General features: G+C 30.5%; 9 protein-coding genes. 6 read left to right on the top strand and 3 right to left on the bottom strand.

Annotated elements, in window-relative coordinates; all coding sequences use genetic code 11:
- The first annotated feature begins 112 nt into the window (after positions 1-112).
- From pth to ACH2BC_RS02215, 3 genes are read left to right on the top strand one after another with little or no spacing between them, the layout of a single operon-like run.
- On the top strand, positions 113-754 hold the full coding sequence (pth, locus tag ACH2BC_RS02225) for an aminoacyl-tRNA hydrolase (protein ID WP_395052354.1): 642 nt from the start codon (positions 113-115) through the stop codon (positions 752-754).
- A 44-nt stretch (positions 755-798) separates the two neighbouring features.
- Entirely contained in the window at positions 799-1,263 is a 465-nt protein-coding gene (locus ACH2BC_RS02220; protein WP_395052353.1) for a hypothetical protein, read from the top strand.
- Positions 1,264-1,295: 32 nt separating this feature from the next.
- Positions 1,296-1,823, top strand: a complete 528-nt coding sequence (locus tag ACH2BC_RS02215) for a hypothetical protein (protein WP_395052352.1) — start codon at positions 1,296-1,298, stop codon at positions 1,821-1,823.
- A 54-nt stretch (positions 1,824-1,877) separates the two neighbouring features.
- Here the strand turns inward: ACH2BC_RS02215 and ACH2BC_RS02210 are convergent, their stop codons facing one another.
- Together ACH2BC_RS02210 and ACH2BC_RS02205 are read right to left on the bottom strand one after the other, a co-directional pair.
- Entirely contained in the window at positions 1,878-4,550 is a 2,673-nt protein-coding gene (locus ACH2BC_RS02210; RefSeq protein ID WP_395052351.1) for a reprolysin-like metallopeptidase, read from the bottom strand.
- Between the two features lie 29 nt (positions 4,551-4,579).
- Complete coding sequence (locus ACH2BC_RS02205) at positions 4,580-7,885, bottom strand: reprolysin-like metallopeptidase (protein WP_395052350.1); 3,306 nt, start codon at positions 7,883-7,885, stop codon at positions 4,580-4,582.
- Between the two features lie 250 nt (positions 7,886-8,135).
- On the opposite strand from ACH2BC_RS02205, the gene ACH2BC_RS02200 reads away from it, so the two are divergent.
- From ACH2BC_RS02200 to bioB, 3 genes are all read left to right on the top strand, one after another.
- A complete protein-coding gene (locus tag ACH2BC_RS02200) occupies positions 8,136-9,068 on the top strand; it encodes a bifunctional riboflavin kinase/FAD synthetase (protein WP_395052349.1) in 933 nt (310 codons plus the stop codon).
- 121 nt (positions 9,069-9,189) lie between these two features.
- Complete coding sequence (locus ACH2BC_RS02195; protein WP_395052348.1) at positions 9,190-9,639, top strand: hypothetical protein; 450 nt, start codon at positions 9,190-9,192, stop codon at positions 9,637-9,639.
- An 87-nt stretch (positions 9,640-9,726) separates the two neighbouring features.
- Positions 9,727-10,812 carry a biotin synthase BioB gene (bioB, locus tag ACH2BC_RS02190; RefSeq protein WP_395052347.1) on the top strand — a complete coding sequence of 362 codons (1,086 nt, stop codon included), beginning with the start codon at positions 9,727-9,729 and terminating at the stop codon, positions 10,810-10,812.
- A 72-nt stretch (positions 10,813-10,884) separates the two neighbouring features.
- On the opposite strand, the gene ACH2BC_RS02185 is transcribed toward bioB, so the two are convergent.
- Positions 10,885-15,891 carry a fibronectin type III domain-containing protein gene (locus tag ACH2BC_RS02185; RefSeq protein WP_395052346.1) on the bottom strand — a complete coding sequence of 1,669 codons (5,007 nt, stop codon included), beginning with the start codon at positions 15,889-15,891 and terminating at the stop codon, positions 10,885-10,887.
- Between the last annotated feature and the right edge of the window lie 96 nt (positions 15,892-15,987).

Here is a 15,987-nt window from a genome sequence, read left to right as displayed (position 1 = left end):
GGTTTTCGCTACGCGAAAACCGCAACCAAAGGATTTTCATTACTATCAGGGTTAAAAGAGTTATCATTTTTATAAAATTCTAATTTTAAAAACTAATTCTTACATTTACAAAATGAATATTCCAAAATGGCATACAAGTTGGTTAAACACATTATTTAAAAATAAAACAGAAAAAGACGAAGTTCCAATGAAGAAATTCTTAGTTGTAGGTTTAGGAAATATTGGTTTAGAATATGTAAACACACGCCATAATATTGGCTTTAAAATATTAAATTACTTTGCCAATAAAGAAAACATAACATTTCAAACAGCAAAATTGGGTGATGTTGCAGAATTTAAAATTAAAGGACGAAACATTATTCTATTAAAACCCAATACATATATGAACCTTAGTGGAAAAGCACTAAAGTATTGGATGGAAAAAGAAAAGATTGAAACAGAAAATGTACTAGTAATTACAGACGATTTAAATCTATCATTTGGAACCATTAGAATAAAACCAAGAGGAACAGATGGCGGACACAATGGTTTAAAAAATATACAATTACTATTAAATTCGTCAGAATATCCAAGATTTAGATTTGGAATAAGTGATGAATTTAAAAAAGGCAAACAAATAGATTATGTTCTAGGCGAATGGAACGAGGATGAAAAATCTAAATTACAAGAACGATTAGAGTTAGCATCACAAATAATTACTTCATTTGCATTGGCAGGATTAGATACCACAATGAATACATTTAATGGTAAATAATATATTTAAAAAACTAATAAGAATTTATTTTTAAAAAAGTAAAAGTGGATAGTAAAAAATATATTGATGTTAGTCAAAATTTAATTAAAGCTGCCGAGATTGCAATTGAATCTTTAAAACGATTCCCACCAAAAGAATGGGATAATGTATCTTTTAATCATACCCTAAATTGTTGTTTTGAACGTTTATTTTTGATTAAAAATCCTGAACCTAAATATCGTAATTTAAGAAGTTTAAAATATCTCGAAAAGGAAGTTTTTACAAGATTTCAAGAAGGTGCTGGTGAAAATATTGAAGAATTTTGGAGAAGGATTAAAGAAGAAGGACTACCAAATAAAAGAACAAATAAATTAAAAAAAATACTCAAACTTAAAAAAATTAATAATGATTTTGAATATGATTTTGTTATTGATGTAATTGTATCCTATCGTCAGGAAGGATTAATAACAGAAGAAGAAGTTATTTTGCTTAATAAATACTTGGGAGTTTTTGAACTTAAAAATATGTAATTTACTAAACTAAAAATCTAAATTTATATATTATGAAAAGACTACTATTTTTACCATTTATATTTCTGTTTACTTTTTGTAATTGTAAAAAAGAATTAGTTTCTAAACAAAACATACTACCAATGCAAAGTATCATTTCAGAATGTCCACCAAATGGAATATGCACCATTGAAATTTTAAGAAACAAATCGTTAGACATAAAAACAGATGATATTGGCAGTATTTACTTTACATTGATAGACAACTCAACTACTTCTGTAATTAGATACCAATACAATAAAAATGTACCTAAAGATTTACAAGATGGTCAACATAGAGAAGAAATAGTATTTGAAATAAATAATGAAACTAAATCATTAAATCTAAAAGATTTAGATTTACAAAAAACCAAAATGCTTTTTGGAAGATTATGTTTCTGTCGTGGACAAACAGGATATTACAAAGTAACTAGTGGAAATTTAAAACTAGATCAGATTGAAGAAACTTACACAATTGATTTAAATTTTAAAGTAACCCAAGTTCCACAATTATACAATACAGTACAGGTTTCTGTAAAATAAAAAAGTTCCAAATCTATTCAAGATTTGGAACTTTTTGTTTAAATAATATACTAATTATTCTACGATAATTTTCTTAGTTATTTTTCTATCTCCATCTAAAATAGTAATTAAATACATTCCAGATTGAATATCTTTAAGTTGAAGTGTTTCGTTAAACAAACCATTATTTTGGTATGATTTATTGAAAATTTCTCTTCCTCTCATATCATAAACTCCAATTGCAATTTTATCATTAGTACTAGAATTGAATTGTACATTAAATGTTCCATCATTAGGATTAGGATATACAGATAAGTTCTCAAAAGTAAAGTTATCATTTGCTAATAAAGTAACAACTTGATTGCAAATTTCTAAATTAATAGAATTTACAGTTCCGGCTGTACCTACTACCGTGTCTTTGAATCCAAATTGCCAATTGCCTTGTTGCGTTCCACCATTTAAAGAATTTAAATTAATACCTGTTGGAGGAATATATGTACCTTGAGTAGGGCTTGCACAAGTAAATACCGATCCTTGAGCATCAAAAATTACATTCATATTAGCATTTCCTGCGCATTGTTGTAGAAATAAATTTTGTAAAGCTCCACTTGGTCTTACAAATGCAGCAGTAATATTTTGCAAATTACCATGTGTAACATTCAATGTAATATTTACATCACTAATTGTACCAGAAACCGCTGGAACAGCAATCGATCTTATTGTGAATGTATTTGACCCATCTGGAATAGCAAATGGAGTTGTAAATGAATAAGTATTACAGGTATTAGTTATTGTGTAGCCAATAAAGAAATTTGTAGTATTAACATCATAATAAATATTTCCGGTTGGTTTAACCATAACTCTACATGTTTGTGAAGCAGGTACATTTGGAACTGTTATTGTTTCAGAACCATCATTAAGTACATTAGAAGCTAAAGTAGTCGGAAAAGTTAGTCCACCATCTGTAGAAAGTAGAATATCTACATTAGCTGACCCAGGTAAAGTATTTGCGTTATTTACAGCCCATGTAATAGTTTTACTTTCTCCTGTATTCCATGTAATACCTGTAGCATTTTGTGATGTTACATCAAATGGTCCAGTTGTTCCGCTAACTGTAACAATCATATTATCTCTATTAGTTTGTCCTCCATTTGGAGTTCTGTTATCTCTAACAGTCAATGCAAAGTTAAATGTTCTTCCAACAGTTGAAATAACTTCCCAAGTTGGCGCTAAATTATTTGCTAAAACACTTGATAAAACTGGCATGTATCTTTCTTGAGCAGAAGTTGGTGGCAATGATCTAAAATTTGGACCATTAGTTGCTGTTTGTGCTGGAGGTTGTGTTGATACTTGAATATCTGTTTGTTCCCAACAATAGGTTAAGGCATCATTGTTAGCATCTGTTACAGAAAGTGGCTTTAAAATAAAAGGAGTTCCTTTTGGAATTGTATAATCTAAACCAGCATTTACAACAGGAGCGTTATTTCCATTTAAGGTTGCTTGATCACAAGTTCCACCTGCACCTGTTGTAACAAAAGTTGTCATTTGACCAATACTAACAGCATGAAAATGCACATCAGAATTATTTTGAACATTTGGAGGACAAATTCCTGCATACGCCATTATTGTAGTTCCAGATCCTGGTTCAGCTGATGTTGTTGTAGATACATTACCACTACATGAATTATTAAATGTATGTCTTGCACCAAATTGATGACCCATTTCATGAGCAACATAATCAATATCAAAAGGATCTCCAACCGGTGCTGGAGAACCTGTTATTCCACGAGCTTTACTACCTGTGCAAGGAGAATTAAGCTGCGCTAAACCACCACCACCAGTACTAACTGTATGACCAATATCATAATTTGCTAATCCAATAATACTATCTATTGTAGCTTGACTCTCGTCTATTAAAAGTCCTGAATCATCATTACTAAAATTATCACTATCTACAAATATAATTGCATCATTATTGGCTATTAAATTCATTCTAATTGCCATATCTCTTTCATACAAACCATTAACTCTTGTCATAGTTACAACCATGGCAGATAAAACCGCTGCTTTTTTCTGAGCTAATGTTCCGCCATTTTGTCCAGCTGCATTTATATGAAATGCTGCGTATTCTATAGTACAAGCCATTGCTAATCTATATTGTCTAAAAATTCCATCGTTTACTAAAGATGTTGCTACTTCTTCAACTTTATTAGCAACTTCATCATTAGAAACCATACAATTAAAATAATTATCATTAGAAATATCACTTCTATTGTATACAATATAATTGTTTAAATTTTTAGTGAAGGTGTCTATATAATAAGTTCCTGAATTTCCAGACAAAGACATTGCGTGCAATCCAAACATAGTCGTACTAAAACGTATTGATGCTGATGGATCGTTTATTCCTTTACCAACATAAGATTTTAAATCTGGAAACTTATTAGCCAATTCTATATCCATTACTGGTGCTTCATAAATAATGTAATTATTTAATTTACCATAAGCATCAGGAAAATTGATAATTACAGAAGATTCTGAATTTTGTGAAGGAACAGAAGACAATTCATTCTTTAAATCATTAAAATTTAACGAAAATAATTTAAAATTAGTTGGCATAGTGCCACGTTCCATTTTTTGCAAAAGTCTTAATTCATTTTCTGAAGTGACTTTCCAAAGATTTTTTTGTGCAAACCCATTTATAAAAACAAGCGTGAACAAGGTTAAAAAAAGTGCAGTTTTTTTCATATTATGTAATTTAATTATTATATTTATATTTATTGTATAATTATTTTTTTGACCATTTTATTTTCTCCATCTTGAACATTTACAATATAAACTCCTGATTGCAAATTGTCTAGTTGTAAATTTTCATCGAATGCTGTTTTATTAGAATATGATTTTGAAAAAATTTCTCTTCCTCTAATGTCATAAACTCCAATTTTAATTTCATTATTAGAAGTTGAATTAAACTTAACATTAAAATTTCCATTATTAGGGTTTGGATAAATTACAAAATCTTGAATGGAGTTTTCAATAATATTTAAAGGATTTAAAGTTGTACATATATTTAAACCCCAAGCATTAATTGCTCCTCCATCATCATTATAAGAATCTAAAACTCTTAATGTCCAAACTCCGTTAATAGATTCGCCATTAAAAGCAGAAAGCGATTGTAATGGAATTACAACTCCAGATATTGCTGGATTATTACCACATACTAAATTTGTTCCTGCATCATCAAATGTTACAATTATGTCATTAAGTAGAGCCACTGCGCAAGGATTTACTACCAATTGCACTTGAGTTCCTGCTGGACTTATTAAAGTTATAGTTAAATCATTTACATAAGTATGTGACAAATCTAAATTTACATTTATATCTGAAACTAAATTAGAACTTGAAATGTTTAAGGTTGAATTTACAGTTGCGTTTGCTGTTGCTGGAATTACGATTGGAACATTTGTAGAAAAATAATCTGAACAAGATGTTTGACCTGTTGTAAATTTATATGTTGTACTGTAATTTCCTGAACACGAACCATTTTTAGGTAGAACTCTCCAAAAATAATCTGTAACTTCTAATAATCCTGTTACAGTATAAGTTGTTGTTGCTACTGTTGCTGTACTAATTATTGTTGAAAAAGTGTTGTCACTTGCAAGTTGTACATCATATAAGGTTGCATTTGAATCTGCAGCCCAAGTTAAATTTATACTTGTTGGTTGACCAGCAGCTAAATTTGATGGAGAAGTTAAATTTAAAGAAGAAAAATTAGAATTAAATAAATTTAAATAAAACGGAACTGTTTTTGTAATTGCGCCAGATGTTCCAGTTACTATTATATTATAAATTCCTGTTGCGGCAAGATTTGTATTTGTTATTGCTAAATTTATAGTTCCATTAACGCTTGTACTATTTGGAGTAAAAGTGGCTACAACACTTGATGGTAATCCTGAAGCTGTAAAATTAGTAACACCAGAAAATCCTCCATAAGTGGTATATGGAAAACTAAAATTAAAAGTTCCTCCAGAACAAGCTTCTTTATTTTGACTTTCTGCAATTCCGTTAAAAGCTATTCCAAAACTTGAAGTTGGTAAAGTAATAGAAAAATTTGCATTAGAAATATCGTAAAAAACATGTCTGTATCCTTTTACCATTATTCTATTTGTTGTTCCTACATTATTAGGAACTGTTATAGTTTCTGTTCCATCATTTGGAACCTTACTTGCTAGTAAAAGAGGATAAATAAGTCCGCCATCTGTAGATAAATAAATATCTACATAAGCTGTATTTACGCCATTAGTAGTTGTTCCTGCAACATTCCAAGTTACAGATTGATTACTTCCAACAACCCAAGAAACTGCAGTATTTGGAACAGTTACTAAAAATGGTCCTGCCGTTGCATTTACTGTGATTATTGTTGCATCTGAACCAGTTTGACCAAATCCTGCAACGTTATCTCTTGCAGTTAAAACAAAATTTAATGTTCTAGCTACAGAGCTTAATGCTTCTACAGCTATTTCTGTACCTTGTGTTGTTGATTGATTTGCAATTACTCTTGCCAATAATGGAAAATATCTTATTGGAGAAGCAACTGGATCATAAGAACGCCAATTTGGACCACCAGCTTTTGTTGCTGAAGCTGCGCTTGCTGCTCCAGTTTGTGTTGTTGCAGTATCATTTTGTTCCCAGCAATAAGTTAATGGATTTCCGTTTGGATCTATTGCAGAACCTGTTAATACAAATGGTGTACTTTTAGGAATTGTATAATCCAACCCTGCATTTACAACTGGTGCACCATTTGTTAAAACTGTTCTTGTTGGACAAGTTTTTCCTTCCATATTATCTTGAACTTGTTTTATACTTGCATAAACAAAGTAATCATCAGAATTTGGTTGAACATCTTGACTTGTTATTCCAGCATAACCCATAATCGTTGATCCAGATCCAGGTTCAACATTAACTCCAGAACCTTCTACATTCATTGAAAAAGTATGATTTCCACCAAATTGATGACCTAATTCGTGTGCAACATAATCTATATCAAATGTATCTCCTGCAGGAACTGCATCTGATGGTGAGGTTATTCCACTTCCTTTTCCTGCTTCACATACGCAACCTATACAACCAGCATTTCCGCCGCCGCCAGTTGCTCCAAACATATGTCCAACATCGTAATTGGCATTACCTATTATATTAGTTAAAGTTGTTTGCAATTGATTATTCCAATTACCCATTGTTGTGTAAGGATCAGTTGCTGCATTGGTATATATTACAGTTGAAGTATTTGCTATAATTTGTAAATGAATAGCAAAATCTTTTTCAAATACTCCATTAATCCTTGTAATGCTTGCGTTAATTCCTGCTAAAGCACCAGCAATTGTTCCACCAAAATATTGTGTATATTCTCCGTTACAAGACATTGCTAATCTAAAATTTAATAATTCTCCTGTACTAGATTTTGCCAATTGTGTTGAAGCTATTTCAGATTTTAATCCTTTTTCTACAGAAGTATCTATCGTAGAACAAGTAAATGGCAAGCTTCCTTTAGTTCTTGAAGATTCATAAATTACATACACATTAGCATTTGAAGTGTATGGCTCTATAAATTCATTTCTTTTTCCTACTCTAAAAATCATTGCTTGAATTCCTCTAGAATCTATACTTAATCTTAATGTAGCATTTCTATCATCAACGCCAACACCTACATAAGCTCTTATTTCTGGAAATTGTGCTTGTAATTCTGGAGCAAAATTAGAAGCTTCAAACATTTGAAAACGTTCTATCTGTCCGTTTACGTTTGGCAAAGAAATTTCCACATTAGATATTGAAGAAGTTAATCTTTCTGGTGATAGCGTTAAACTTGATTTTAAATTCGAGAAGTTTGTTTCCATAACAATAAAATCTGATGGAAAACTTTCTCTTGATACTGTTTTATTGGGTATTAATTCATTTTTATCAACACTTTTCCAATTTCTATCGTTTTGAGCAACTGATATTGAACTAACAGAATTATTAATTTGAGAAAAACTTAAATCTGAAAATAAAAAATGTATAATTGATAAAAGTAAAAGTTTTTTCATTGGTTGGTTTTTGATATAGCTCACAAAGTTATTTTTTTTTTTAATATTGTAAAATTTTTAGCGCTTTATTTACGGTTTTTAACATTATTTTCGATGTAAAATTGAAGAATTATCAAATTATATTTTATTATTGGATATAAATTTAACTTTATAATTTCATTTAATGTAAATATCTTTAATTTTGAATCCTATCTGATTCAAAATAGCGCTACTTTATATTAATTTTGCATTATCTAAAAATTCAATTTCTTTGAAAACTTTCAATTCAATTTCTACCTATAAATCCTATAAAAAATCAATTGTTACCATTGGTACTTTTGATGGTGTGCATATTGGTCATAAAAAAATTCTTGAAAAAATTATTCATAATTCTAAAATGCATGATTGTGAAAGTGTGGTGTTAACTTTTTTTCCACATCCAAGAATGGTTCTACAAGAAAATACTGAAATTAAATTGCTTAATACTGTAAATGAAAAAATTGAGTTGTTTGAGAATTTAGGTTTAGATAATTTAATAATACATCCGTTTGACGAAGAATTTTCTAAATTGTCAGCAGAAGAATTTGTGAAAACTATATTAGTAGATCAGCTTAAAATTAAAAAAATTATTATAGGTCACGATCACAGATTTGGAAGAAATAGAACCGCAAATATTGATGATTTAATTATTTATGGAGAAAAATATGATTTTGAAGTAGAACAAATATCTGCACAAGAATTAAATGATATTGCTGTAAGTTCTACCAAAATTAGAAATTCAATTCTAGATGGAAACATAGAACTTGCCAATAATTACCTTGGTTATAATTATTATTTTTCTGGAACTGTTACAAAAGGAAAACAATTGGGAAGAACTATAAATTTTGCTACTGCAAATATAAATGTTATTGAAAATTACAAGTTAATTCCTAAAAATGGTGTTTATATTGTAAGCTCTTTTTACAATAATAAAATTATATTTGGAATGATGAATATTGGAAACAGGCCAACAGTTTCTGGAGAAAACACAACAACAGAAGTACACTTTTTTAATTTTGACGAAAATTTATATGATGCTTATTTAACTATTTCTGTTTTAAAAAGATTGAGAGACGAAGTTAAATTTAATTCGATTGATGATTTAAAAAAACAGCTTGAAATTGATAAACATAATTCTTTAATGTATTTGTCTGATTTAAAATAATTTATAACATATTTGAATGATTTAACTTAAACAAGATATATTTTTTGTTAAAATTTAAATTTATTTCTATTTAATTCCTAAATTTGAAAATACGCTTTTAACAACTCAAAAACAATATAGTATGAAATTATCTAAAGAATTTGTAAACGGTTTTTTAATCTTTTTAGGAATTGGAATTTACTTTCTATTAATGGAAGCTTTTGGATTATCTAAATATTATATTTTAAGAATTTTTAATGTTTTAATTGTTATTTATGGTTTAAACAGAACTATTAAATCTAATTTAAAAGAAGGAAAAACAGCTTATCTTAGTAATTTAATTTCATCTGGATTGACTGGATTAATTGGTATTGGATTAGGAATTGTTGGGTTGGCAGTATATGTTTATTATATAAAAGGTGGAATATCTTATCTTAATAATTTGTCTGAAGCTTTTCTTTTTGGAGGAAATCCAACACTTGCTGAATATTGTTTTGGGCTATTTATTGAAGGAATAGCATCAGTATTTATGGTAGTATTTATTAATATGCAATATTGGAGAACTAAAGATGTATTTAGAGACGAGGCATAAACTTTTAATTAGAATTTAAATCTAAATAAATTTCTGTTTTAACTTCAAATGTAATTAACTACTTTTGAAGCAACATAAAAAGCACTTATGAGCATTACAAAAAACACTTGGACAAAAGACGAAATTTTAGCTATATATAACAAACCTTTAATGGATTTGCTCTACGAAGCAGCTACAATTCACAGAGAAAATCATGATGCTAATGTGGTTCAAGTTTCTACATTATTATCTATAAAAACTGGTGGTTGTCCAGAAGATTGTGGTTATTGTCCGCAAGCAGCAAGATATCATACAGACATTGAAGGCAACGATTTAATGAGTGTTTCTCAAGTAAAAGCACAAGCATTGAGAGCAAAATCTAGTGGATCATCAAGAGTTTGTATGGGCGCAGCTTGGAGAAATGTAAAAGATGGACCAGAGTTTGATCAAGTATTAGAAATGGTGCGAACTATTAATAAACTTGATATGGAAGTATGTTGTACTCTTGGTATGATTACTGAAAATCAGGCAAAAAGACTTGCAGAAGCTGGACTTTACGCTTACAATCACAACTTAGATACATCTGAAGAATATTATAAAGAAGTTATTTCTACTCGCGGATTTGAAGACAGATTAGAAACCATAGAAAACGTTAGAAAAACAAATGTAACAGTTTGTAGTGGCGGAATTATTGGTATGGGAGAAAGTATAGAAGACAGAGCAGGAATGCTTGTTGCACTTTCATCTTTAAGTCCACAACCAGAATCTGTGCCAATAAATGCATTGGTAGCCGTTGACGGAACGCCAATGGAAGACGAAAAACCCGTAGAAATTTGGGAAATGATACGGATGGTAGCTACAACTAGAATTGTTATGCCAAATACTCAAGTTAGACTTTCTGCAGGAAGAACAAATATGTCTAGAGAAGGACAAGCAATGTGCTTTTTTGCTGGAGCAAATTCTATTTTTGCTGGCGATAAATTGCTTACAACTCCTAATCCAGATGTTGAAGACGATATGAAAATGTTTGAACTTTTAGGATTAAAACCTCAAAAAGCATTTACTAAAGTTTCGCAACCTAAAACTGTTGAAGCTGTAGATTCTGAATATCAAGCGTTGGGAGAAAAACCTAGATGGACAAGACCATCTCATACTATTGAAAGAAACCTTGAAGCTTCTAGCAAAGGAAAATAATTACAATTTGAATTAATAAAAAAAGTCCAAAACTTAAATTAAGTTTTGGACTTTTCACTTTCTATAATCTAATTACAATACTATCTTTCTTGTAACAATTTCACTATTTTCTAATTGAACTTTTACAATTAATGGTTGATTTTTAACTATGTTTTCAAAAGTAATTTCTTTAGTATTAGAACTTAATTCTTTTGCAATTTCTCTGCCTAAAATATCATAGATTCTAGCAGAAGAAATGTTTTTTAATAATGATTTAATAGTGATTTTATTTTTCTCACCAACTACAATAACATTTGAATTTACAGCATCAAAAGTAGTGTTTCCTAATGCATTTTCTGTATATCTTAATACAAATCTATCATTATAAATTCCTGCTGAAGATGTGAAATTATAAGGTGTTTCTTTTAAATTATGAATCACGTTTAACAATTTATCTTCTATATAAATGTTTTGCGTTTCAAACAATCCGTCTACAGCAGAAATTGCAATAGTATAGTTATTAGAAACCGTATTTATAACTTTCATTCCCAAATTCACTTGATCGTTTTCATCAAATGGTAATGGTCTACCTTGAATGCACATTACTTCTTCACTAATTAATGAATAAAAACGTTGGTTTGCATCAAGTCGTGTGTAAGCATCATACATCGCGTCTTTTTCTAAAGTTGCATTTGGTACATATCCAACAACCGTTCTTTCTATGCTTGAAGGAGTAATTAAATCTAACCAAATTCTACTTTTTCCTGCATCAACATTTTCTACAGAAGCATTTGCGTTTTTATAAAATTGACTATTACTGTTATTACTTCTAACGCGCATTGAATTATTAAAAACTAAATTGGCAGTACTTGCGGTTCCATCATTCATAAGAACAAAAAATCCTTGTCCTGTTCCAATTGTTCCATTAAAACCACTTGGTCCAGAAGTAGTTGCTGTTCCGTTAAATGTTATATAATCATTAGCTGTATAATTATAAGGATAGGAAGCATAAAACGGATTTAGAGTACTAACTGGTAATGTTCCGTGAGTCCAGATTCTAACTGCGCCTTCTATTACAGGAAGAAATACTGCATTATATTGTAAAAATAAATTGGCACTAATAGCACTTGGATACGGATTTCCGACTAAATTCCAGTTATCATCATTTGCTGTAAAAGCTACTAAATTAGCACTTGTATAACTTGATAAAGTAGCTGGAATCATATTTCCTCTTCTAATTGTTACAGGAACAGAACCATTATTTGGAACACCATTATTAAATGTAGTAAGAATACTTTGTGGTGCAGCATTATTAAATGAAGATGGTCCACGAACTATAAATCCTTTTCCAAATGTCATAGCATTTCCTGTTGCGCTTTGCCAATAACCTTCACCGCCATTAGGATTTAAAGAAAATGTTGTCTCCCATTTATAAATTAATCCTGTTGGTGTTAAAGTAGAATAGATATCGTTTACATTAAAACCACTTATAGGTGAAGACCAATATACATAATCTAATTGTCTAATATTTGCATTTCTTTCTACTGTAATATTACCAGAATCGTTTCCAGAATCATCTGTTTGATATAACATTCCAGAATCTTTTACGGTCAACGTTCCATCATTTTTTAAATTTCTACTAGCTTGAATATATTCATTAGAAGCAATAGTAACATTTTTATTAGGTTTAATTTCTAAATCATTTTTAGCAATTAAATTATTACTAGTTAAAGTATTAAAATCATTATCTAAAACAACGTTGTAAAATTCTTCTGTAGCTGTATGAACATTGTTATTAATTACTTGAGTTGCACTACCTACAAATTTTACAGTTCCATTTCCTTCTAAAAAAGATCCAATTCCCAAACTATTTGTCCAATTTCCAATTAAACTTATTTCACCATCGGCAGTTGCGGCATTGGAATCGTCCATATCTAGAATTCCTGTTCCGTTTATTATTAAATTTTCACTAACTTCTAATCTGCTGTTAAAAGGAATTCCTGTTGGATTTGTTGCTGTACCTTCTATTCTTAAAACACTTCCAGAAATAGTTAAATTTTTACATTTTGCAATATCAGAATAGCTATCAGAAACTGGTGCTAAATAACTAATAGTTGGACTGAATGGAACAGGAGAAGAAATGGTAACATCTGTTAATTCATCTGGAACAGAAAGTAAAGCCCAATTATTACAATCAAACCAGTTAGTATTGGCAATTCCTGTCCATCTATTAAATGGATCTGAAGCTGTTATAACAAATGGAGAAATTGCAGGACAAACGCCATAAGTACTTAACCAATTAGTACCATAATTTAATATTGAACCTAACAAATAAGGTCTGTTTCCAGTAGTAAAGGTTGTAGAAGAAACATTATAACTAACTTGATAACCATTTGGCATTAAATTTCCTTGAATAGAAGCACACAATAATTGAGGATGTTTTCTAGATTTTCTAAGATTTGCTCCAGTAATTGCAGCTAAATTATCTGTTAAATCATACCAAACTCCTCCATCTTGAATTGATGATAGTACAGTTCCGTCAAATGTTGAACCAGCAACATCATAAATAAAATTTCCTTGTAATAAAAACATTGCATCTGGATTACTTGTAGATACATTTACTGATGAATGACTTGTTAAAACAGTACCATCAGCAGATCTTCCATTAATTGTAAAAGATGTATATGCAACTCCGCTTGATGATACAGCAGAAATTGTTGTAGCTGTTGATGCATTATCAGTTGTTATACAAAATGTTGATGCTGCAAGAATTGGAGTTGCTCCAGTATAAGTGAATTCAATAAAAGGAACATTTCCAGTTGGTGGTATGTCAAATCTACATTCATACCATTTGTCAGTTCTAACATTTGCAGCAGGATTTCCTCCAGTTTCATAAGTTGCATTACTCCATAAAAATTTAGTTCCAGGATTAATATCAACCATACTTAATAATCTAATAGTATCATCTCCGCCAGCTAAATTATTATTATAAGCAATCAACAGTAAATCGCCAGTTTTTAAAACTGTTGGAACTATATTTATTGGCGTTACACTTATTTCTACACCAGAACTCCATTGGGTTCCATTTCTAACAAATATCTCAAAATAGTAGGTTACACCATTTGTTAATCCTGTTACATTTACTAAATTTCCACTACTACCATAAACTACTTGATTGAATCCAGAGAAAGCTGTATTTGGTGTATAGGCACTTCCATTTCCTGTTGGAACAAATGTAATTCCTGCGGCAGCAGTTGCAACTACTAAAATTTGATCATAACATACTGCGTTAGGATTTGCCCAAGTCAATGAAGCTGTAGTATTTCCAGGAGAACCAGATGCGCTTGTTACATTTGGCAATCCAATAATTTGTGTAGTAGTTGTTCCTGTTGTAGAGTAAATTGATGTAGCACCATTATTTTTAAAGGTATACAACTGAAAAGTATAACTAACTCCTTGTGTTAAACCAGTAATTGTAGCAGTTGTTGCGGTTCCAGAATATAAAATTCTAGAAAATACAGCTGTAGAACCAAATTGTGGTGCCAAAGTGTAATCTAAATTTTGTGAAGTACTATTTCCAACAATTGCTGTAACTGCATGAGGTGTGTTTGCTTCTCTAACTACCAATAAATAACCATCAAAAGTTCCAGTTAAAGGTGGCGACCAACTTAATGATTGTGTTGAATTAGTCGTACAAATTTTTGTAAAATTAATTGGAACATTTGGTGCAGATGCAGTAAATGTTTGCGAACCAGGAAGAGAAGTACTTCCAGATTTTGTTCCAGCAGAAAATAGTAATGATGGATTTCCAATAGCATTAATTCTAACTGTTCTACCAACAGTTGCCGTTGGAGAAATAGTAGCAGTAATCCAGAAATAACCTGTGCCAACAGCAAGATTTTGTGTCAAAACTCCAAAATTTAAACCTTCGCCTGCTCCAACAGACGTTGATGATAAAGCATTTCCAATTGCAGTTGCAGAACTAAATAAATTGGTTGTACTAAACCAAAGTTTAAATCCGTTAGCACTAATATCTGCAGCTAGATAAGTTCCACCACTTACAACACTTACATTAGTTAAAGTTGTAGTATTAGAAGAAACATCAACTTTAAAGGTTGAGAGAATATGATTTGTAGTTGCTTGAGGAACATTGGCGGCAACTACTTGAGTTCCGTTGTCTGATAAAACCATTACTGGAGGCGCAACTGTTGTTGTAAAATTACCAATTAATTCTATTGTATTGTAGCAAGTAGAAGCGGTATTGTATTCGTAAAGACCAAAATGATAAGTAGTTCCAGATGTTAAACCAGTTAAATTAACTGAAGTTAATGGACCATTGTAAACTACAAAATTTCCTGTACCAATTTGTGTTCCAGAACCAAAAGCTGCGTTTGCAATATAAACTGTTCCACTTGCAGGATCAGCATTTACTGCACTTCCTGCTCTAGCAACAATTAAAATATTATTTCCGTTTCCTCTTGTCCAACCAACAGTTGCGGTTGATGGAGTTATTGCAGAACTGGTAAATAATGTGGCTTGTGTAGTTGGTGATGCGCAAGAAGCAGTTACTGTTCCATTAAATGTAAAATCATTGATACTAAAAGTTCTAGTTGCAGCATCAAAACCATAAGTATAAAAGCGAAAAGATATTGCTCCAGTAACATTTTGAAATGTTGGCGCAGATAAAGATAATATTGATCCTGTTGTTGGTAAAATAGCAATGTCTGAGGCAAATCCATCTACACTTGATCGTAAAGAATGAATTGGCGCACCACCAGACGCTTGTCCAGAAAAAATAAAAGTTGAAAAATTTATTTGAAAACCTGAATTTGGTGTTAATGTAAACTCAAAATAATCATTTACATCTAATGAGGCAGCAGTTGTCCATCCATTTGCACTATATCTATTTAATGCAGCAGTACCGGTTATTCCTGAACCTCTTGAAATTCCAGAAACGGTAATATTTGGATTTATCGTTTGTCCAGCAGTGTATGGACTTGCTTGCACAGCCGACGGAAAAGTTAAAGGATTGTCAAATATGGATTGCCCAAATGAAAAAAACCCACAAAAAAACGCTATAAATAGTATCTTGATTTTCATAATTAAATGAATTTATAATTTGATGTTTTTGAAAACGATTTGGGATGACAAATTTACTTCTAATTAATAGGTTATCAATATATTTGTATTATCAAA

Origin of the sequence: Flavobacterium sp., from assembly GCF_043760115.1 — a bacterium.
GTDB lineage: Bacteria > Bacteroidota > Bacteroidia > Flavobacteriales > Flavobacteriaceae > Flavobacterium.
The sequence above is the reverse complement of the archived record's forward strand: the minus strand, read 5'-3'. Positions and strand labels throughout refer to the sequence as shown.

Excerpts from the sequence above, each read along its gene's own strand:
- pth (WP_395052354.1), top strand. The coding sequence starts at position 113 with ATGAATATTCCAAAATGGCATACAAGTTGGTTAAACACATTATTTAAA.
- ACH2BC_RS02215 (WP_395052352.1), top strand. The coding sequence starts at position 1,296 with ATGAAAAGACTACTATTTTTACCATTTATATTTCTGTTTACTTTTTGT.
- ACH2BC_RS02210 (WP_395052351.1), bottom strand. The coding sequence starts at position 4,550 with ATGAAAAAAACTGCACTTTTTTTAACCTTGTTCACGCTTGTTTTTATA.
- ACH2BC_RS02205 (WP_395052350.1), bottom strand. The coding sequence starts at position 7,885 with ATGAAAAAACTTTTACTTTTATCAATTATACATTTTTTATTTTCAGAT.
- ACH2BC_RS02195 (WP_395052348.1), top strand. The coding sequence starts at position 9,190 with ATGAAATTATCTAAAGAATTTGTAAACGGTTTTTTAATCTTTTTAGGA.
- bioB (WP_395052347.1), top strand. The coding sequence starts at position 9,727 with ATGAGCATTACAAAAAACACTTGGACAAAAGACGAAATTTTAGCTATA.
- ACH2BC_RS02185 (WP_395052346.1), bottom strand. The coding sequence starts at position 15,891 with ATGAAAATCAAGATACTATTTATAGCGTTTTTTTGTGGGTTTTTTTCA.